Source organism: Rhizobium sp. ZW T2_16 (genome assembly GCF_044987325.1).
In the GTDB taxonomy this organism is placed as follows: domain Bacteria; phylum Pseudomonadota; class Alphaproteobacteria; order Rhizobiales; family Rhizobiaceae; genus Neorhizobium; species Neorhizobium cellulosilyticum.
In genome coordinates this window covers 856,163-875,000 of the sequence record NZ_JBJDRG010000001.1, presented here as the reverse complement: position 1 = coordinate 875,000, position 18,838 = coordinate 856,163, and the positions used below count along the sequence as shown (strand labels likewise).

18 protein-coding genes are annotated in these 18,838 nt (G+C 58.6%); 13 read left to right on the top strand and 5 right to left on the bottom strand.

The window, feature by feature from the left end; translation table 11 throughout:
- Positions 1-33: 33 nt before the first annotated feature.
- Both ACI3K0_RS04285 and ACI3K0_RS04280 read left to right on the top strand, forming a co-directional pair.
- The gene (locus ACI3K0_RS04285; RefSeq protein WP_183821139.1) at positions 34-255 is read left to right on the top strand and encodes a DUF2945 domain-containing protein; all 222 of its coding nucleotides are present in this window, start codon (positions 34-36) and stop codon (positions 253-255) included.
- Positions 248-643, top strand: coding sequence for a hypothetical protein (locus tag ACI3K0_RS04280; protein WP_183821140.1), 396 nt, complete (start codon positions 248-250; stop codon positions 641-643). Before ACI3K0_RS04285 ends, ACI3K0_RS04280 begins: the two co-directional genes overlap by 8 nt.
- Here the strand turns inward: ACI3K0_RS04280 and ACI3K0_RS04275 are convergent.
- From ACI3K0_RS04275 to ACI3K0_RS04265, 3 genes are all read right to left on the bottom strand, one after another.
- Positions 637-1,518, bottom strand: a complete 882-nt coding sequence (locus tag ACI3K0_RS04275; protein WP_404944971.1) for an NAD-dependent epimerase/dehydratase family protein — start codon at positions 1,516-1,518, stop codon at positions 637-639. The two genes, ACI3K0_RS04280 and ACI3K0_RS04275, sit on opposite strands and share 7 nt — an antisense overlap.
- Entirely contained in the window at positions 1,515-2,342 is an 828-nt protein-coding gene (locus tag ACI3K0_RS04270; RefSeq protein WP_183821142.1) for a glycosyltransferase, read from the bottom strand. Before ACI3K0_RS04270 ends, ACI3K0_RS04275 begins: the two co-directional genes overlap by 4 nt.
- Before the next feature lie 130 nt (positions 2,343-2,472).
- Complete coding sequence (locus tag ACI3K0_RS04265) at positions 2,473-3,693, bottom strand: NAD-dependent epimerase/dehydratase family protein (RefSeq protein ID WP_183821143.1); 1,221 nt, start codon at positions 3,691-3,693, stop codon at positions 2,473-2,475.
- Positions 3,694-3,815: 122 nt separating this feature from the next.
- On the opposite strand from ACI3K0_RS04265, the gene ybgC reads away from it, so the two are divergent.
- A complete protein-coding gene (gene ybgC / locus ACI3K0_RS04260; RefSeq protein ID WP_183821144.1) occupies positions 3,816-4,265 on the top strand; it encodes a tol-pal system-associated acyl-CoA thioesterase in 450 nt (149 codons plus the stop codon).
- A gap of 30 nt (positions 4,266-4,295) precedes the next feature.
- On the opposite strand, the gene ACI3K0_RS04255 is transcribed toward ybgC, so the two are convergent.
- Positions 4,296-4,781, bottom strand: coding sequence for a hypothetical protein (locus ACI3K0_RS04255; RefSeq protein ID WP_183821145.1), 486 nt, complete (start codon positions 4,779-4,781; stop codon positions 4,296-4,298).
- Positions 4,782-5,225: 444 nt separating this feature from the next.
- On the opposite strand from ACI3K0_RS04255, the gene tolQ reads away from it, so the two are divergent.
- The 9 genes from tolQ to glmM all read left to right on the top strand — a co-directional run bounded on the left by tolQ (position 5,226) and on the right by glmM (position 15,837).
- Positions 5,226-5,945: a protein TolQ gene (tolQ, locus tag ACI3K0_RS04250; protein WP_148145895.1), complete on the top strand. Its 720-nt coding sequence runs from the start codon at positions 5,226-5,228 to the stop codon at positions 5,943-5,945.
- 26 nt (positions 5,946-5,971) lie between these two features.
- On the top strand, positions 5,972-6,430 hold the full coding sequence (tolR, locus tag ACI3K0_RS04245) for a protein TolR (RefSeq protein WP_148145893.1): 459 nt from the start codon (positions 5,972-5,974) through the stop codon (positions 6,428-6,430).
- A 9-nt stretch (positions 6,431-6,439) separates the two neighbouring features.
- The gene (locus ACI3K0_RS04240; RefSeq protein WP_404944970.1) at positions 6,440-7,585 is read left to right on the top strand and encodes a hypothetical protein; all 1,146 of its coding nucleotides are present in this window, start codon (positions 6,440-6,442) and stop codon (positions 7,583-7,585) included.
- A gap of 30 nt (positions 7,586-7,615) precedes the next feature.
- Positions 7,616-8,923: a Tol-Pal system beta propeller repeat protein TolB gene (gene tolB / locus ACI3K0_RS04235; protein ID WP_183821148.1), complete on the top strand. Its 1,308-nt coding sequence runs from the start codon at positions 7,616-7,618 to the stop codon at positions 8,921-8,923.
- Between the two features lie 183 nt (positions 8,924-9,106).
- Complete coding sequence (gene pal / locus ACI3K0_RS04230) at positions 9,107-9,640, top strand: peptidoglycan-associated lipoprotein Pal (protein WP_148145888.1); 534 nt, start codon at positions 9,107-9,109, stop codon at positions 9,638-9,640.
- Between the two features lie 198 nt (positions 9,641-9,838).
- Positions 9,839-10,846 carry a tol-pal system protein YbgF gene (gene ybgF, locus ACI3K0_RS04225; RefSeq protein WP_183821149.1) on the top strand — a complete coding sequence of 336 codons (1,008 nt, stop codon included), beginning with the start codon at positions 9,839-9,841 and terminating at the stop codon, positions 10,844-10,846.
- Between the two features lie 11 nt (positions 10,847-10,857).
- Positions 10,858-12,213 (top strand): tRNA lysidine(34) synthetase TilS, encoded by a 1,356-nt coding sequence (gene tilS / locus ACI3K0_RS04220; protein WP_183821150.1) that lies wholly within the window; start codon positions 10,858-10,860, stop codon positions 12,211-12,213.
- 102 nt (positions 12,214-12,315) lie between these two features.
- A complete protein-coding gene (gene ftsH / locus ACI3K0_RS04215) occupies positions 12,316-14,250 on the top strand; it encodes an ATP-dependent zinc metalloprotease FtsH (protein WP_148145882.1) in 1,935 nt (644 codons plus the stop codon).
- 231 nt (positions 14,251-14,481) lie between these two features.
- Entirely contained in the window at positions 14,482-15,837 is a 1,356-nt protein-coding gene (gene glmM / locus ACI3K0_RS04210) for a phosphoglucosamine mutase (RefSeq protein WP_183821151.1), read from the top strand.
- Between the two features lie 12 nt (positions 15,838-15,849).
- On the opposite strand, the gene ACI3K0_RS04205 is transcribed toward glmM, so the two are convergent.
- Positions 15,850-17,772 (bottom strand): glycoside hydrolase family 15 protein, encoded by a 1,923-nt coding sequence (locus ACI3K0_RS04205; protein WP_246435708.1) that lies wholly within the window; start codon positions 17,770-17,772, stop codon positions 15,850-15,852.
- A gap of 142 nt (positions 17,773-17,914) precedes the next feature.
- Here ACI3K0_RS04205 and ACI3K0_RS04200 point away from each other — a divergent pair, with 142 nt between their 5' ends.
- A complete protein-coding gene (locus ACI3K0_RS04200) occupies positions 17,915-18,754 on the top strand; it encodes an outer membrane protein (protein ID WP_148145879.1) in 840 nt (279 codons plus the stop codon).
- Positions 18,755-18,838: the final 84 nt, after the last annotated feature.

The window sequence follows — 18,838 nt, the reverse complement described above, 5'->3', positions numbered from 1 at the left end:
CCTCGAGTTTCCCAAGGGAGAAAGGAGCCATGCATGCAGAAAATCCAAGTCGGAAATGAAGTCGAATGGAAATGGGGTCGCTCCAAGGCAGAGGGTAAGGTCACCCAGAAATTCACCGAGGACGTGGAGCGCCGGATCAAGGGAAAGACGATCAAGCGCAAGGCGGACGACACGGAACCGGCATTCCTGATCAAACAGGATGATGGCGACCGCGTTCTGAAAAGTCAGTCGGAGGTGAAGAAGAGCCATGGCTGATAAGGATTTCGACAATCGTCCGCCGGCGGACGTTGCGGCTGCTGCTGAAAAGGGGCTGAAACTCAGGGCTAAGTTCCGGCGCGGCGGCACCACTGTTGGCATTGCGCGCGCCCGCGATCTCCAGCATCGCAAGTCGCTCTCCGATCTTACCGTCAAGAGAATGGTCAGCTATTTCGCCCGCCACAAGGTCGACAAGCGCGCCGAGAATTTTGGTGATGATGAAGAGCCTTCCACCGGGTACATCGCGTGGCTCCTATGGGGCGGCGATGCCGGGCAGAAATGGGCGGAAGAGCAGGCCAAGGCCATCGAGGCGAAGAAAAGAGAGAAACAGCCGAGCCGTCATGGCCGAGACGGCAATGTCCAGCGGCATGCTTCACATCATCAGTGATCATCCTCAATCTGGTGAGCCAGTATCGCCATGGTTTCGTCGAACCGCCGCATTCCTCCGGGCCGCCAGCCCATGCGGCGGATCTTTTCGGTAGCCATTGCGTTCGCAGAGAGTGCCGCGAAGGCAACCAGCTGGGCCGAAAGCCCCAGTCTTTCCATGATTGTTCGCGTATCGACTGTGACGTCCGAGATGTTGAAGCTCTGCGCACTTATCGAAGAAGCATCCATTGTCAGCATGAGCTGGACAGCCTGGGCGACATCTGCTCCATGGACCTCCGTGCCTGCACGTGGCGCAACCGGTTTGCCGACAAGCGTATCGGCGATGAGATCATCCCATTTATTTGGACGGAATTCTCCATAGATGCCGGTGGCGCGCAGCGATGCGGTGACGAAATCCTGGCCGGATAAGGTGCTCAGCGCATGCTCACAAGCGAGCTTGATCTCGCCGTAAAGGGATGTCGGTGAGAGCGCCAGCTCTTCCGTGAGGACCGTGCCTATTTCGAGACCATCATAAACGGCGCGGCTGGAGAGAAATACGGTTCGCTGCACGCCTGCTTTTTTTGCCGTTTCGAAGAGTTTGACCGATCCGTCGAGATTTAGACGCCGGAAACGCTTCGGATCCGTGCCTTCACCACCCCGGTATTTTCCCGGAAGGTGATCGAAAGCTGCATGGATAAAAGCGTCGATGCCTTCGAATGTGCTGGACTGATTGAGTTTGGGATCAAGGTGCAGCGGACGGAAATCAGCCGGCTGTGAGAAGAAACCTGCCGGAGGCGGTTTGCGGGCGCCAACTGTCACGGCATATCCTGCCGACAGAAGGCCTTCGACGATATAGCGGCCGACAAGACCTGTGCCGCCGGAAACCAGCACCCTCACGCCGCATCTCCGGGATTGGAGAGCTGTGGGCCGGGTAGGGTGCTGGTATCGGGGATGTTCCTGCCGTCATGAAAGGCATGCCAGAGGTCGATCAGAGCGTGTAACTGATCGGATTTTGGATGATTTGCCTCCCACGGCTTTTCATACTGGTAATGAAGGATGGCGACGCTTTTCCAATCCCACAGGGCAGGCATGGTGAACCAGACGTATTGCAGCATGTTCATGGTGACCGGCAGGCCGTGCCAGTCGGGAAAGAAGCTTTCGAGAAAGGTCTGGTCGGTCCGCCGCCAGAAGGCGTCGGGTTGGTCGAGGGCTGCAAGCATGCGCTCGAAGGTTTCGGCGGACGGTTTTGCAACAAAGACGCCGGAATTGAGCCGGTGGAAATCAGCAAGGCTCTCGTAGACATTCGGGGCTGCGGAAAATTCCGGATAATCGAACAGCTTGTCGATGTTCTTTAACACGATCACGTCTGCATCAAGGAAAACGATAGTGCCGTATTCCTTGAGTTGCCAGAGCCGAAGCTTGCAGAAATTGTCGAGCGGCGTGTGGAAGTCGGGTTTGCGGCCCTTTGTGAAAGGGGCGGCACCATGCAGGTTCTTGCGGGCATGCCGCTCGTTGAAGCCGTCAGACAGGGGAAGGTGCGAGACTTCGATGGTTCGGCAGCCGAGCGTCCTGAGATTGCCCAGCGCCTCAGGCGAAACCGCACCCGTATGCAAAATGACGATGTCAGCCGTGGTGCCGGTCCGGTGCAGCGAGTGGACCAGTGCGGTCGCGCCCATGATGTAATCTGCATTGGTCACGAGGGTGACGAAGGCGTTCCGCATGGCTTGTTGTGGTCCTGTTCGCGTGCCGCGCACGTCATGCTCGGGCCTGTCCCGAGCATCTATCGCCTTGGCAGGATTGTACATCGTCCTCGGGTTTAACCCGAGGACGAGGGGGACGAAATACGGTTTCCTAGGAAACCGACTTCAGCCGCTTGCCTTCCGGGTCGCGTTCGACGGTGGCGGCGATGTCCTTGGTCCAGGCGGAGACGGCTGGAACGCGGCTGCGATCAACGCGATAGGCGTATTTCTTCGCAACGTCGACGATCTCGGACAGCAGACCTTCGCCGAGCGTTGTCGGCTTGAGGCCGAGTTCGATGAACTTCTCGTTCTTCACCACGAGATCGTTTTCCGGTGCTTCCTTGCGCGGATTTGGCAGCCAGGCGATCTTTGCGCCGGTCATCTTCGAGATCATCTCGGCCAGATCACGGACACGGTGGGTTTCGGTCATCTGGTTGAAGATTTCGACGCGGCCACCGCGGGCAGGGGGATTGTTGAGGGCGATCTCGATGCAGCGAACCGAATCCTGAACATGGATGAAGGCGCGGGTCTGGCCTCCGGTGCCATGTACGGTAAGCGGATACCCGATTGCCGCCTGGATGAGAAAACGATTCAAGACCGTCCCGTAATCCCCATCATAATCAAAGCGATTTATCAGTTGCTCATGGATGCGCGTCTCGGCCGTATGGGTGCCCCAGACGATGCCCTGATGCAGGTCGGTGATCCGCATGCGGTCGTTCTTGGCGTAGAATTGGAAGAGAAGCTGATCCAGGCACTTGGTCATGTGATAGATCGAGCCGGGATTGGACGGGTAGAGAATTTCCTGGGATACCGTCTCGCCGCTCATCGTCTCGATGCCGACCGGCAGATAGCCTTCGGGGATGGCTGCGCCGACCGTCGAATAGCCATAGACGCCCATCGTGCCGAGATGGACGAGGTGGGTGTCGAGATCGAGTTCGACCAGTGCATTCAGGAGATTGTGCGTGGCGTTGACGTTGTTGTTGACCGTGTAGTTCTTGTGGCGGTCGCTCTTCATCGAATAGGGGGCTGCGCGCTGTTCGGCAAAATGCACGATCGCATCCGGGCGATGCTCGGCAAGCCAGTTCTTCAGGAGTTCGTAGTCCTTGGCGAGATCGATGAGATTGAAATGGATGCGGCGGCCGGTCTCCGCGTGCCAGATGCGGGTGCGCTCCTGGATACTGTCCATCGGGGTAAGAGACTGCACGCCGAGTTCCGTATCGATCCAGCGGCGGGAAAGATTGTCGAGAATATGGACTTCATGGCCCGCATGGGACAGGTGAAGGGATGTTGGCCATCCGATGAAACCGTCGCCGCCCATGACTGCAATCTTCATAAAAAATCTCCGGTGGTGTTCTAAACTTTTCCTGATAGGGAGGAAATATGACGCCCTTTAAATGGTGGTGCAGAGTGCTCCCAATATCCAGATGGCGATAAGGTTTTTCCAAGGCAAGCCTCATGAGCAGTGATAATTTTCTTCTTTCCGGCGAATTGACCGATCACGGACACCGGCTCGTACAACGCGTCTATTACGAGGACACGGACTTTTCCGGCGTCGTCTATCACGCGCGTTACCTGCACTTCCTCGAAAGGGGCCGGACCGACTATCTGCGCTGCCTGGGATGCGAGCAGAGCGCGCTTCTGGTTGCCGATGAGGAAGGTCTCGTGTTCGTGGTCCACCGGATGGAAATCGACTTCAAGCAACCAGCGCGGATGGATGATGTCCTGACGATTACGACAGCGACGGAAAAGGCGGGTGGCGCCAAGATGGTGCTCAGTCAGGAAATCCGCCGTGGCGACACGCTGCTGATCGCCGCCAAAGTGGTGATCGCAGTGATCAACAAGCATGGGCGACCCCGGCGGTTGCCGGAGACGATTGCAGATAAGTTTCTGGGGCATGGCGCGTAGTGCGCCACGCCTGACGTATAGATCTTGCGGTCAGGGGCGGAGAATAAGGCCGCTCTTGGTCATCCTCTTCATGCCTGGCTTAAGCTCGGCCGGGCATTTTCCGGCATAGGTCACCTTGGCATTGGCATGGAGAGTATTGGTCTTGCCGAGCGCATTCACGAACTGCGTGACTGATTCGAAGCTGTAGCCGGTCTTGAAGTCTCCCGAAAACGTGACCTGCAATTTGGCCTCGGTCTTTTCGGTCAGCTTGCAGGTCGCGTCGATCTTGCCTGATGATTTGCGGGTGCTGGAGTTCGTGACCTTGCACTCATTGGCGAAATTATCCCAGACGTCGGTATCGAGAAAGTCGTTCCTGGCCTCTTCGATGCACATCGACCAGTCCGCGAACGGATTGTCTTCGGCCTTGAGCAGCCACAGGCCGGCTGTTCTCGGAGGGATATCCTTGGCGGCCGCGGGTGAAATCAGAAACACGGACAGGAGAGCGGCACCGATCAGGGTGCGTTTGAAAACAAGCATTTATTCCTCTTTGAAAATGTTCTCCGCCAAGTTGCGCGAGGTCGCCTCAAGGCGGGATGGTGATGGTCGGACGGATAGCCAAGGCATCTGCCGTGCTCAAGCTGCCGGTGGTTGCATGCCGGCATATCTCGCGCTCACCCTGCCGGAATGGCCGGCTAGTGGTGGCGAAAACAATCATCATTTGCGGATTTGTCGAGTCGTTTCAGGAGGATGGGGTGCGCAATTGTAACGCATTATTAACGATAATGTTGTCTTACTCAGGACCGAGGAATTTGTGCAACGCACGCCTTCCTTTGACCAAATTTGAAGGCGAGAAGCCAAGCAGAAAACTCAGGACATCTTGGGGTTAGGGCTGCGCTCTCGGTGGTCAGACAGATATTCGCGAGCATGCGCTTTGGAACCCGCCCGGTCACCATGCCGGGCGTTTGGATTCGGGGATAGTTGATGGAACAGGTAGCTTTGGAAGCCGCAACGCACGACGTCAGTCTGCTGGCGTTGTTTATGCAGGCGGGGCTTCTCGTCAAGCTGGTCATGATCGGTTTGCTCGGGGCGTCGGTCTGGACCTGGGCGATCGTGCTCGACAAGTATGTAAGCTTCTCCAAGGCGCGGAAGCAGTTCGATCAGTTCGAGCAGGTCTTCTGGTCGGGCCAGTCGCTGGAAGAGCTCTACCGCACGCTCGGTGAGCGTCAAAACAATGGTCTCGCTGCCATCTTCGTTGCCGCCATGCGCGAATGGAAAAAGAGCTTCGAGCGCGGCGCACGGTCGCCGATCGGCCTGCAGATGCGTATCGACCGTGCGATGGACGTGACCATGGCACGCGAAGGCGAAGCCTATGAGGCACGCCTCGGATCGCTGGCAACGATCGGTTCGGCCGGTCCGTTCATTGGCCTCTTCGGTACGGTCGTCGGTATCATGACATCGTTCCAGGCGATTGCCGGTTCGAAGTCGACCAACCTTGCAGTTGTTGCTCCCGGTATTGCCGAAGCTTTGCTTGCAACCGCGATCGGCCTTGTCGCCGCTATCCCGGCTGTTATCGCTTACAACAAGTTCATGGCCGAAGCTGGCAAGCTGCATTCCCGCATGGAAGGTTTTGCCGACGAATTTTCGGCCATCCTGTCTCGTCAGATCGACGAAAAGCTGCAGCCGCGCCAGGCCGCGCAATAAGCCGCGCGACGAAGGAGAGCTAGATCATGGGCATGTCTGCCGGAGGAGCGAATGCATCGGGTGGCGGTCGCCGCGGACGTCGTGGTCGCCGCCGTGGCGGTGCCATCAGCGAAATCAACGTGACGCCGCTCGTCGACGTCATGCTGGTGCTTCTGATCATTTTCATGGTCGCGGCTCCGATGATGACCGTAGGCGTGCCGATCGACCTGCCGGAAACGCAGGCGAAGGCGATGAACTCCGATACCCAGCCGATCACCATTTCCGTGAATCCGGCAGGTGAAATCTACCTGCAGGAAACGCCGATCGTGATCGACGAAGTCGTTCCGAAGCTCGAGGCGATTGCCACGACCGGTTATAACGAGCGCATTTATGTGCGTGGCGACACAGCTGCCGCCTATGGCGTCGTGATGAAGGTCATGGCCCGCATTTCTGCTGCCGGTTATAAGAATATCGGCCTCGTTACCCTTCAGGAACAGGACAGGTAATCGAGTGCCATGAAGGGAAGTCTCGGCACATCGCTGGTTCTTCACACGCTGGTTCTGACCTGGGCGATGGTTTCGCTCAGTGCGCCGGCGCCCATGACCGTGGCCGATGTCGAGGCCCTGCCCGTCGACATCGTGCCGATCGAAGACGTCACCCATATGATGCAGGGTGACAAGAAGGCGCCGATGACGGAAAAGCCTTCGGTCAAGGAAACAAAAAACCAGAAGATCATCGAGAACGCCGAGAATGCAGGCGAAAACGATGTCGACCTGAAGGCACCGCCGACACCTTCCAAGAAGCCGACACAAGTGGAAGCTGCAGCCGCGCCGAAACCAACGGAACGCCCGACGCCGACACCAACGCCCGAGCAGAACGAAGTCAAGGATATCGCGCCGGAAGAGACCGCGCCGAAGCCGACCGAGGTCGCCGCGCTGCCACAGCCGAAGCCGGAGCCGACGCCGCCGAAGCCCGAGCCCACTCCGAAGCCGGAGCCGACACCTGCCCCCGCCGAGACCCAGGCGGAGGAAATTCCGCTGCCTTCCTCCATTCCGTTGCCGGCCTCCAAGCCGAAGCCGGAACCGCCGAAGGAGCAGGCAAAGCCGGTTGAAAAGCCAGTCGAGAAGCCGGTCGAGAAAAAACCGGAAACGAAGCCCGCCGAGACTGCAAAGCCGACCGACAAGAAGGAAGGCAAAAAGCAGGAGACTGCAAAGTCATCTTCTTCGCAGAAGAGCGACTTCAACGCCGACGAGATCGCTTCGCTGCTGAACAAGCAGGAATCATCCGGTGGTGGTGCGAAGCGCTCGACTTCGCCGGCATCCACGGGCAGCACCAAACCCTCCACGGGCGCGAAGCTCAGCCTCAGCGAGATGGACGCGTTGCGCGGCCAGATCCAGAACAACTGGTCGACCATCGCCGGCATCGAAGGATTGCAGGGCATGGTGATCCGGGTGACGTTCCGTCTCGACAAGTCCGGCATGATCGTCGGCGAGCCAGAGGTGACATCGACCGGCGGTTCCTCGATGGCACGCAGGACGATGGAAGGTGGCGCGTTGCGCGCGGTGTTGAAGTCGCAGCCTTTCAAGGGCCTGCCGGCCGAGAAATACGACGCCTGGAGCGAAGTCGCCGTCAATTTCGACCCCAGTGATCTGGGGCTCTAGAGAATCAAATAGCTGAAAGGCTTTAGCGATATGATCAGACGTTCCCTCATCGGTATCATGATGGCGATTGCCGGAATGGCGATGACGTTTTCCGCGCCAGCCCATGCGGCGGTGGAAATCAACATCAACAAGGGCAATGTCCAGCCATTGCCGATCGCGATCACGGACTTCCAGTCCAATAATGATCTTGGCGCACAGATTGCCCAGGTGGTTGCAGCCGACCTGCAGCGTTCGGGCCTGTTTGCCCCGGTGAACAAGGCTGCCTTCATCGAGAAGATTTCCGATCCGAACAAGGCACCACGTTTCCAGGACTGGACGGCAATCAACGCCCAGGCGCTCGTCGTCGGTCGCGTCACCCGCGAAGCCGATGGTCGTCTGCGCGCCGAGTTTCGCCTGTGGGATACCTATGCCGGCCAACAGATGACCGGCCAGCAATTTTTCACCCAGCCGGACAACTGGCGGCGTCTCGCCCATATCATCGCCGACGCGATCTACGAGCGCATTACCGGTGAAAAGGGCTATTTCGACACCCGCGTCGTGTTCGTCTCGGAAAGCGGTCCGAAGACCGCCCGCCAGCGCCAGCTTGCGATCATGGACCAGGACGGTTTCAACGTCCGCATGTTGACCAACACCAAGGATCTGGTGCTGACGCCGCGCTTCTCGCCGAGCCGTCAGGAAGTCACCTACATGTCGTTTGAAGGCAATCAGCCGCGCGTCTATCTGCTGCAGCTGGAAACCGGACAGCGCGAAGTGGTCGGCAATTTCCCGGGCATGACGTTCTCGCCGCGCTTCTCTCCCGATGGCCAGAAGGTCATCATGAGCCTGCAGCAGGAAGGCAATGCCAATATCTATACTATGGACCTGCGCTCGCGAACGACGACGCGCCTGACCTCGACGGCCGCAATCGATACGGCACCTTCCTATTCGCCGGACGGTCAGAGAATCACTTTCGAAAGCGACCGTGGTGGCCGTCAGCAGATCTACGTGATGAACGCCGACGGTTCGGGACAGAACCGTATTTCCTTCGGTGACGGTTCGTATTCGACACCGGTCTGGTCGCCGCGCGGCGATCTGATCGCCTTCACCAAACAGTCGGGCGGAAAATTCTCGATCGGTGTGATGAAGCCGGACGGTTCGGGCGAACGTATCCTGACGTCGGGCTTCCACAACGAAGGTCCGACCTGGGCGCCGAATGGCCGCGTGCTGATGTTCTTCCGCCAGGGAGCAGGTGCCGGTGGTCCGCAGCTCTATTCGATCGACCTGACCGGTTACAATGAACAGATGGTCAAGACGCCGTCTTACGGGTCCGACCCGGCGTGGTCGCCGCTCTTGGAATAGGTTGTGTGAACAGGTGCAATCAAGAGTGAGGCGATCTCGCCTCTTTTCCGCCCCAATCCCGGCAGAATGGGGCGGTTACGGGACACCGGAAGGTTTGGTTAACCATAGCCATTTGAATATGGTTAACTCAATTAGGTTAGAGTCTGGCAACTCTGAATTTCATGATCCAAGGAGAGATCGGCCATGAGCCGCACTTATACCCCGGCGATGAGCCGCATGCAGACCCTCGCTCGCAATCCAGCCGTCATCGCACTCACGCTGGCGCTCGCACTTGCTGGCTGCGCCAACAAGAAGAACCTGCCCAACAGCGCAGGTGAACTTGGCCTCGGCGGTGCAGGCTCGGCAACCCCCGGCTCGACCCAGGACTTCACGGTCAACGTTGGCGACCGTATCTTCTTCGATACCGACTCAACCTCGATCCGCGCGGACGCCCAGCAGACGCTCGACCGTCAGGCTCAGTGGCTCGGCCGTTACCCGAACTACGCGATCACCGTCGAAGGCCATGCCGACGAACGCGGTACCCGCGAATACAACCTGGCTCTCGGCGCACGCCGTGCCGCTGCCACCAAGGAATATCTTGCATCGCGCGGCGTTCCGGCAAACCGCATGAAGACGATCTCCTACGGTAAGGAACGTCCGGTCGCCGTTTGCGACGACATCTCCTGCTGGTCGCAGAATCGCCGAGCTGTTACCGTTCTCGGCGGCGCTGGCATGTAATCTTGGCAGAGGCTTCGGCCTCGGCGAAGATGACAATTACGTTAGAAAAGGTGGTCTTTCGGCCACCTTTTTTGTTTTTCCTTAGTTTGGCCCCGATTCCCTAGATTTTGAATGATGGCTTGGTTGCTTTTTGCCGGCAGGTAAGAAAAATCCGTCTCGCGTCATCCCGACGCAAATCAGAGAAGCAGGACGAACGACATGAAGAAAATTGTCTTGGCAGCAATGCTAGGGCTGGCGGCAATGACAGGCCCCGCCGGGGCATTCCAACTGTCTCTGCCGAAACTCTTCCAGGGCGAGCAGAGCGCTCCGCAACAGGCAAAGCCCGAACAAGGCGAAATCATCCTGGCGCAGAGCAATGATGCCGTTCGTAACCAGCAACTCCAGGAAGAACTCCGGCAGCTTAACGGCCGGATCGAGGAAATGAGCTATCAGCTGCTGCAGATGCAGGAGCAACTGCGCAAAACGCAGGAAGATAACGAATTCCGCTTCCAGGAGCTGGAGAAGAAGAAGAGAAGCGATTTGGGCGACACGACCGGGCAACCGGCCGTGGCGTCCAGCCGCCCTTCCTCATCCACCCCGCCTCAGTCTTCCGGAGGTGATGATGTCGCTCGCGCCATCGAGGCGCCATCCGACATCGGTACAGGTGGTCAGCAGAGCAGTAGCGCGCCGGCTCCAACGACGCTTGGCTCAATGGAGTTTGATCAGAACGGTAATCCGGTCGGCGCCAGCCGCAACGACAGTGCCCGCAATTCATCCGCGCTTCCTGGGGTCGACACGGGATCGCCCCGTGCAGGCAAGGACCCTCAGAAAACAGCGTCGCTCGGCAGTGAAAGCGATGCCTACAAGATTGCTTATGATCACGTATTGACTGGCGATTACCAGCTCGCCGAAACGGAGTTTTCCACCTACATCTCTTCCTATCCCAAGAGCGCTCGGCTTGCGGATGCCAATTTCTGGCTCGGCGAGGCGCAGTATTCGCAGGCCAAGTATAACGACGCTGCCAAGACGTTCCTCAATGCACACCAGACATACGGAAAATCGCCCAAGGCTCCGGAAATGCTTCTGAAGCTCGGCATGTCGCTTGCGGCTCTGGATAACAATGAGACTGCCTGCGCGACGCTCAAGGAAGTGCCGCGCCGTTACCCAACTGCTGCCAAGGCCGTGCTTTCGAAAGTCAGCAGTGAGCAGAAGCGCCTCGGCTGCTAGCGAACCGCGCGATGACCGTCGTCCAAGGCTGGCCGATCTCACCACAGGAGGCGGTGCAATCGCTTCTCGAGCGTCTGGTAAGGCCAACCCGTATTCTTGTGGCGGTCTCGGGGGGAAGTGATTCGATAGGCCTGCTTCTTGGGCTTCACGGTGCACTTGCTGCCGATAAGGAAGCGCGACATGAGCTTGTCGCGGCAACGATCGATCACGAATTGAGGGGCGAATCTGCTGACGAAGCCAAGGCTGTGGCACGTCAATGCAAGGAAATGTCTATCCCTCACCGGACCCTCCGCTGGTCAGGCGAAAAGCCCAAGTCCGGAATCTCTGCTGCAGCAAGGGAAGCGCGTTATTTCCTGCTGATGGAGGCTGCCGATGTGCTCGAAGCCGATATCATCGTTACCGGGCACACGCTGGACGACCAGCTGGAAACGATCGCGATGCGGGCTGTCCGCAGCGAGGCGAATGCCAATCTTGGGCTCGCGGGCATGGCGGAGGCCGTTTTGCTCGATCGACGCCGCTGGCTGTTGCGCCCGTTTCTTGCGACGCGGCGCGAGGCCATACGGGAATTCCTGCGCCGGTCGGGTAGGGGATGGATCGACGATCCAAGCAATATCGACCGACACTATGAGCGCGTGCGGGTGAGACAGGACCTTTCGGATCATTCCGCCCAGGCGCTGGAGACAATCCAGCCAGCCGCTCGCCGCCGCAGCCAGTTGGCCGAAGAGGCTGCCGGACTTGCCCGCCGCCATCTGACCGTTGTGCACGGCGTCCTCGCTCAGCTCGCTCCGGAAGTGCTCAACGAGGATGCCGAGACGTTACGGCATCTGCTGGCGAGCCTTGCTGCCATTATCGGTGGACGCCAACACCTGCCGGCCGCAGCAACAATGGAACGCGTCATGACGATGCTTGATCGGCGCAGCATGGGGCGCATGACGGCTGGGCGCGTGATCTTCGACCTGAGGCGGGAAGGCCTTTATATGCATCGCGAAAATCGCGACCTGATTTCCGTTAATATTCCGGGCGGAACAACCGGGATTTGGGACGGCCGCTACCGGATCAGCAACCGGACAGATCAGGTTGTCGAGGTCGGTCCGAGGGTTTCGGAGCGTGCCGTGGCCATGGTCATGTTCCCCGATGCGCCTCCTGCTATCTCGATGCGTGCCATGGGGGTAATGCCGCAGATTGAAATCGACCCGCCGTCATTGACCGAAATCGATAAAGAGAGCGTGATCACCCAGGCGGTTCTTGCCCCATATGACCGTTTTTTGCCGCAGTTTGATCTTATTCTAGGTTGTGAACTCGGGCTTTTGTTCGGATGTGATGAGTTTCCCGCCGCTCCAATTAAGGTTTTCGAGCGGAAAAGCTAAACGGCAGGGCTGCCTTGCCTTGGCAAGGGCGTAACGCAACCTTATGTTATGCGCAAGAAAGGCGGCCGCTTCAGCGGCTGCAATGGCAGTCCGGGGAGTTCGATGAACCCAAACTTTCGTAATTTTGCCCTCTGGGCTATCATAGCCCTCTTGCTGATCGCATTGTTCAGCATGTTCCAGACGGCGCCTTCACAAACCAGTTCCCGCGAAGTTTCTTATTCGCAGTTCCTTAAGGACGTGGATTCTGGTCGTGTGCGCGACGTCGTGGTGACGGGCAACCGTGTGATGGGTACACTTGCCGAAAATGGCCAGAGCTTCCAGACGTATTCGCCTGTAATCGACGACTCGCTGATGTCGCGTCTGCAGGAGAAGAATGTCAACATCGTCGCTCGGCCGGAAACGGACGGTTCTTCAGGTTTCCTGAGCTATCTCGGCACTTTGCTGCCAATGTTGCTCATCCTCGGTGTCTGGTTGTTCTTCATGCGCCAGATGCAGGGTGGATCGCGCGGCGCAATGGGATTTGGCAAATCCAAGGCCAAACTTCTGACGGAGGCGCATGGCCGTGTGACGTTTGAAGACGTTGCCGGTGTTGACGAGGCCAAGCAGGATCTAGAGGAAATCGTCGAATTCCTGCGTGACCCGCAGAAGTTCCAGCGCCTGGGCGGTCGAATTCCGCGCGGCGTTCTGCTTGTCGGCCCTCCGGGTACCGGTAAGACGCTGCTCGCCCGTTCTGTTGCCGGCGAAGCGAATGTGCCGTTCTTCACCATCTCTGGTTCGGACTTCGTTGAAATGTTCGTCGGTGTCGGTGCATCCCGTGTGCGCGACATGTTCGAACAGGCGAAGAAGAATGCACCGTGCATCATCTTCATCGACGAAATCGACGCCGTCGGCCGCCATCGTGGCGCAGGCCTTGGCGGCGGTAACGACGAACGCGAACAGACGCTCAACCAGTTGCTCGTCGAGATGGACGGTTTCGAAGCAAACGAAGGTATCATCCTGATCGCCGCTACCAACCGTCCCGACGTTCTCGATCCGGCTCTGCTGCGTCCGGGCCGTTTCGACCGCCAGGTCGTGGTGCCGAACCCGGACATCGTCGGTCGTGAGCGCATCCTCAAGGTGCATGCTCGCAACGTGCCTTTGGCGCCGAATGTCGATCTCAAGGTTCTCGCTCGTGGTACGCCCGGCTTCTCCGGTGCCGACCTTATGAACCTGGTCAACGAAGCTGCCCTGATGGCTGCGCGCCGTAACAAGCGTCTTGTCACCATGGCCGAATTCGAAGACGCCAAGGACAAGATCATGATGGGCGCGGAGCGTCGCTCGTCTGCCATGACCGAAGCCGAAAAGAAGCTTACCGCCTATCACGAAGCCGGCCACGCTATCACGGCGCTCAAGGTCGCGGTTGCCGATCCGCTGCACAAGGCGACGATCATTCCGCGCGGCCGTGCGCTCGGCATGGTCATGCAGCTGCCGGAAGGCGACCGCTATTCGATGAGCTACAAGTGGATGGTGTCGCGCCTGACCATCATGATGGGCGGTCGCGTTGCCGAAGAACTGACGTTCGGCAAGGAAAACATCACGTCTGGCGCATCATCGGATATCGAGCAGGCCACCAAGCTTGCCCGCGCCATGGTCACCCAGTGGGGCTTTTCCGACATCCTCGGTCAGGTTGCCTATGGTGAAAACCAGCAGGAGGTCTTCCTCGGTCATTCGGTTTCGCAGTCCAAGAACGTCTCGGAGGCAACCGCCCAGAAGATCGACCAGGAAGTGCGTCGTCTCATCGATGAAGCGTATACCGAGGCACGCCAGATCCTCACCGACCATCATGACGGGTTCGTCGCGATCGCCGAAGGCCTGCTGGAGTATGAGACGCTGACCGGCGAAGAGATCAAGGCTCTGCTTCGGGGCGAAAAGCCGGCGCGCGATCTCGGTGACGATTCGACACCAAGCCGTGGTTCGGCAGTGCCCTCGACTGGTAGCAAGAAAGATGAGCCGAAGGGTGGAGAACCCGAAGCAGGTCTTGAGCCACAGCCGCACTAAGGCCGCTCACATTACTTAACAAGACCGCCGTGGACCCGTCTGCGGCGGTCTTTTATGTTAACGATGACTTATCCGGTCACGCGATATGATCGGCTTTGACGCTAATTTACGTGCTTGCGCCACTCGCCTGTGGCAATAGCCAGACATACGCCGATCCGAAGTGATGCGGCAGCGGGCGCTAAATTGATTTTGCCCGCAGCGCATCGATCGCGCGACGACGAAGGAGATTACATGGCACGCCGCTATTTTGGTACCGATGGTATCCGCGGACATTCGAACGTCTTCCCGATGACGCCCGATCTGGCGATGCGGGTAGGCATTGCAGTGGGCACGATCTTCCGCAACGGCAGCCACCGCCACCGCGTCGTGATCGGCAAGGACACGCGCCTTTCGGGTTACATGTTGGAAAATGCCATGGTGGCGGGTTTTACCGCTGCTGGCCTCGACGTTTTTCTGCTCGGCCCGATCCCGACGCCCGCCGTTGCCATGCTGACGCGCTCGCTGCGCGCGGATGTCGGTGTGATGATCTCCGCTTCGCATAATCCTTTCGAGGACAATGGCATCAAGCTCTTCGGCCCGGATGGCTACAAGCTTTCCGACGAACTGGAGATGCGCATCGAGGATCTGCTCGACAGCGATCTGCACGCCCAGCTTGCCAAATCCGCCGATATCGGCCGGGCGAAGCGCGTCGAGGGCGATATCTATCGCTATATCGAGCAGGCCAAACGCACACTGCCGCGTGACGTGACGCTTCATGGTCTTCGCATCGCCATCGATTGCGCCAACGGTGCGGCTTACAAGGTCGCTCCTCTGGCTCTTTGGGAGCTTGGCGCTGATGTCGTGACGATCGGCAACGAGCCGAATGGCACCAACATCAATCTCGGCTGCGGATCGACCAGCCCGGAAGCGCTGCAGAAGAAGGTGCATGAAGTGCGCGCCGATATCGGTATCGCCCTGGATGGCGATGCGGACCGTGTGATCATCGTCGACGAGAATGGCGAGATCATCGACGGCGACCAGCTGATGGCCGTGATCGCTGAAAGCTGGGCACAGGACCAGCGTCTGACGGGTGGTGGTATCGTTGCCACCGTCATGTCGAATCTGGGCCTTGAGCGTTTCCTTGGCGACAACGGGCTGACACTTGCGCGCACCAAGGTCGGTGACCGCTATGTCGTCGAGCACATGCGTAACCACGATTTCAACGTCGGCGGCGAGCAGTCCGGCCATATCGTATTGTCGGATTTCGGCACGACGGGCGACGGTCTTGTCGCTGCGCTTCAGATTCTCGCCTGCGTGAAGAAGCTCGGGCGGCCTGTCAGCGAAGTCTGCCGCCGCTTCGAGCCGGTTCCGCAGCTTCTGAAGAACGTCCGTTTCTCCGGCGGCAAGCCGCTCGAGGACAGCATCGTTCGTCAGGCTATCGCCGATGCGGAAACCGAACTTGGTTCCAAGGGCCGTCTCGTCATTCGTCCGTCCGGCACCGAGCCGCTGATCCGGGTGATGGCGGAAGGTGACGATCGCGCCCAGGTCGAAAAGATCGTCAATGGTCTAATCGACGTGATCGGCAATGTCAGGTCGGAAGCGGCCTGACGCTTCCGGCAGCTAAGGCCGCCACTCCCGAAATTTGCCGTCCAGAGCGCCGTCGAGATAAAAGGCGGCGCTTATCAGGGCGAGATGGGTGAGGGCCTGGGGGAAGTTTCCGAGGAACTCCCCGCGCGGATCGAATTCTTCGGCATAAAGCTGCAGGTGATTGCCGAAGAGCAGCAGCTTTTCCATATTGATCTCGGCTTCCTGCAGTCTGCCAGCACGGGCCAGGCATTCGACAAACCAGAATGAACACGCGCCGAAAAAACCTTCTCGCCCTTCCAGTGCATCCTGCCATTTGTAGCGCATGACGAGGCTGTCATCGGCGAGTTCGCGGGAGATCGCGTCGAGCGTCGCCAGCCATTTGGGATCGGTGGCGCTAATGAAGCGGACAAGCGGCATCATCAGCATCGAGGCATCCAGTTCCTCGCCGCCTTTGGCATGGACAAAGTGACCATGCTTTTCGTTCCAGAAGTTCGCCCAGATGTCTTCTGTAATCGCATTGCGGGCCTCGATCCACTTGCCGAAAGGAGCGGCAAGCGAACGTTTCTGTGCAAGGCGCAAAGCGCGATCGACGGCGACCCAACACATAAGCCGGGAATGCAGGTGTTCCTGCGGTTCACTGCGCGCTTCCCATATTCCAGCATCGGGTTCCTGCCAGACCTCGCAGACATGATCGACGACGTTGCGGACGTTCAGCCAGTTCTCGTGCGAGATGGAGCCGCCATATTTGTTGCTGATATAGATGGAGTCGAGCAGTTCACCGTAGATATCGAGCTGCACCTGGCCGGCGGCGTCATTGCCGATCCTGACGGGTCTGGCACCTCCATATCCGGAGAGATGATCCAGTGATTCTTCACGTGCGACCCTTGAGCCGTCGAGATTATACATGATCTGTACATTGCCGTCGGAGCGGTCGGTCCGTTCGCTGATCCAGCGGCCGAAGGCATTGGCTTCATCCAGGTAGCCGAGCCGCATCAGGGCGTAGATCGAGAAGGAAGCGTCGCGGATCCATGTGGCGCGGTAATCCCAATTACGCTCGCCGCCCGGAGCCTCCGGCAAGCCGAAGGTTCCTGCCGCGGCGATGGAGCCGTATTCGGCCGAGGTCAGCATCTTCAACGCGAGAGCAGACCGGGTGACGGATGAGCGCCAGCGGCCGCGATAGGTCGACTTCTTTGCCCAGCCCTGCCAGTAGCCGGTCGTCTCCTCAAGGAGAGCGTCGATGGCTTCCGTATTCGGCGCATGGCGTGTTTCATCACCATCCAGCGTAAAGTCGATGGTTTCCCCACCCTGCAAGGTAAACTCCGCAAACGCGGCTCCTTGCCTGGTATGAAAATCTACTGCACCCGACAGGCGGAGGGTGAAGTCGCCGCAATGAAAGAAGATATGGCCTTTTCCGGTCTTCACCTTCGGCGTGCTTAGGGCGTAGTCGAATCGCGGCCAGCACTTCAGTTTGAACGCGACCTTTCCTCGCGTGACGGTGACGCGCCTCACGAGTGATGAAGGCTCATCCGGGCCGTGCGGCAGCGGCATGAAATCGACGATCTCGGCACTGTTGCTCGTGCCGAGCCAGCGGGTCAGAAGGACATTGCTTTCCGGGACATACATCTGCAGGCGACGGGCGCCCTCGATCTGCGGCGTCAGTTCGAATGCGCCGCCCTTTTCCGGATCAAGCAGGGAGGCGAAGACGCTCGGGCTGTCAAGATTCGGCCAGCACAGGTAATCGATCGTGCAATCCTTGGCGACGAGTGCGATCGTGCGCATATTTCCAATGGCGCCATGCTCGGAGATGGGGCGGGGGACATCGACTGTGTTTACGATCGATTTGCCCGCATCGTCTTTCAAATGCTTCAAGGCCGGTCCTTTCGTGTTGAGCATGTCAACGCCGGAAAAGAACATCGGCTCCATCACTGGGATGCTGAACTTTGCGTGAAGCGCCAAGTAACGCTTCTGTCGCGTAACGAAGCATATCGGTAAACATCTATGGTTAAGTGGGGCTTAACCTTTATCATTCATTCTCCATGCCAAATAAGGTGGTCGTGCAGGTGGCACGCCATGCATGATGAAGCTTGGAGAAGCGAACATGAAGATGCGCCTTGCAGCGACGGTTGCTGCCGCCATGCTGTCGGCTGGCGTTGCCCAGTCGGCAGATCTCTACCAGCCCCAGCCCGCACCGCTCATGGACGCACCGGAAGTCACGGTGCAGGAAGCGAGCGGCTGGTATCTGCGTGGCGATGTGGGATATTCGTTCAACCGGCTGCGTGGCGCAAACTTCTACCAGGGCGGTTCCTCGGCAAACGAGGTGGATTTCGAATCCACGGATATCGATGACAGCTTCCTGATCGGCGGCGGCGTCGGTTACCAGATCAACAACTATCTCCGCACCGACCTGACGCTCGACTACCTGTCGAAGACCGATTTCCGCGGTTCGACTTCCGGCGGCTGCGGCACGATCCCGGGCAATTGCGTCTCGGACGATCGTTCATCCTTCTCGGCCTACAGCCTGATGGCCAACGTCTATGTCGATCTCGGCACCTACGCCTATTTCACGCCATATGTCGGTGCTGGCTTCGGCGCTTCATACGTGAAGTGGGACAAGCTGCGGAACACCTCCTGCTCGGTCACCGACCCGACGGATTGCGATCCCTCGTCGGATCATGATGGCAAGGGTAAATGGCGTGCGACCGCTGCCCTGATGGCAGGTGCCACGATCGATGTCACCTGTAACCTCAAGGCGGATGTTGGCTATCGCTTCCGTTACATCGACGGCGGCAACATGTTCGGTTACGCCAATTCTGGCGGTCCAGGCCGCGACAAGGGCATCTACAGCCACGAGGCCCGCGTCGGCGCCCGCTACATGTTCAACAACAATTGTGAACAGGCGACTTACGAGCCTGAACCTCAGCCGATCGTCTACAAGTAAGATCAGCGCATGTTGCCAAAGCCGCCTTCGGGCGGCTTTTTTGCGTTTTTGCCTGCCTGTCGATGTGATCACGGCATTTGCGAC

Coding starts and splice junctions, on each gene's coding strand:
- ACI3K0_RS04280 (WP_183821140.1), top strand. CDS start 248: ATGGCTGATAAGGATTTCGACAATCGTCCGCCGGCGGACGTTGCGGCT.
- tolB (WP_183821148.1), top strand. CDS start 7,616: ATGATCAGACGTTCCCTCATCGGTATCATGATGGCGATTGCCGGAATG.
- ybgC (WP_183821144.1), top strand. CDS start 3,816: ATGAGCAGTGATAATTTTCTTCTTTCCGGCGAATTGACCGATCACGGA.
- ACI3K0_RS04240 (WP_404944970.1), top strand. CDS start 6,440: ATGAAGGGAAGTCTCGGCACATCGCTGGTTCTTCACACGCTGGTTCTG.
- tolR (WP_148145893.1), top strand. CDS start 5,972: ATGGGCATGTCTGCCGGAGGAGCGAATGCATCGGGTGGCGGTCGCCGC.
- ACI3K0_RS04255 (WP_183821145.1), bottom strand. CDS start 4,781: ATGCTTGTTTTCAAACGCACCCTGATCGGTGCCGCTCTCCTGTCCGTG.
- ACI3K0_RS04270 (WP_183821142.1), bottom strand. CDS start 2,342: ATGCGGAACGCCTTCGTCACCCTCGTGACCAATGCAGATTACATCATG.
- ACI3K0_RS04265 (WP_183821143.1), bottom strand. CDS start 3,693: ATGAAGATTGCAGTCATGGGCGGCGACGGTTTCATCGGATGGCCAACA.
- glmM (WP_183821151.1), top strand. CDS start 14,482: ATGGCACGCCGCTATTTTGGTACCGATGGTATCCGCGGACATTCGAAC.
- tolQ (WP_148145895.1), top strand. CDS start 5,226: ATGGAACAGGTAGCTTTGGAAGCCGCAACGCACGACGTCAGTCTGCTG.
- tilS (WP_183821150.1), top strand. CDS start 10,858: ATGACCGTCGTCCAAGGCTGGCCGATCTCACCACAGGAGGCGGTGCAA.
- ybgF (WP_183821149.1), top strand. CDS start 9,839: ATGAAGAAAATTGTCTTGGCAGCAATGCTAGGGCTGGCGGCAATGACA.
- ftsH (WP_148145882.1), top strand. CDS start 12,316: ATGAACCCAAACTTTCGTAATTTTGCCCTCTGGGCTATCATAGCCCTC.
- ACI3K0_RS04285 (WP_183821139.1), top strand. CDS start 34: ATGCAGAAAATCCAAGTCGGAAATGAAGTCGAATGGAAATGGGGTCGC.
- pal (WP_148145888.1), top strand. CDS start 9,107: ATGAGCCGCACTTATACCCCGGCGATGAGCCGCATGCAGACCCTCGCT.
- ACI3K0_RS04200 (WP_148145879.1), top strand. CDS start 17,915: ATGAAGATGCGCCTTGCAGCGACGGTTGCTGCCGCCATGCTGTCGGCT.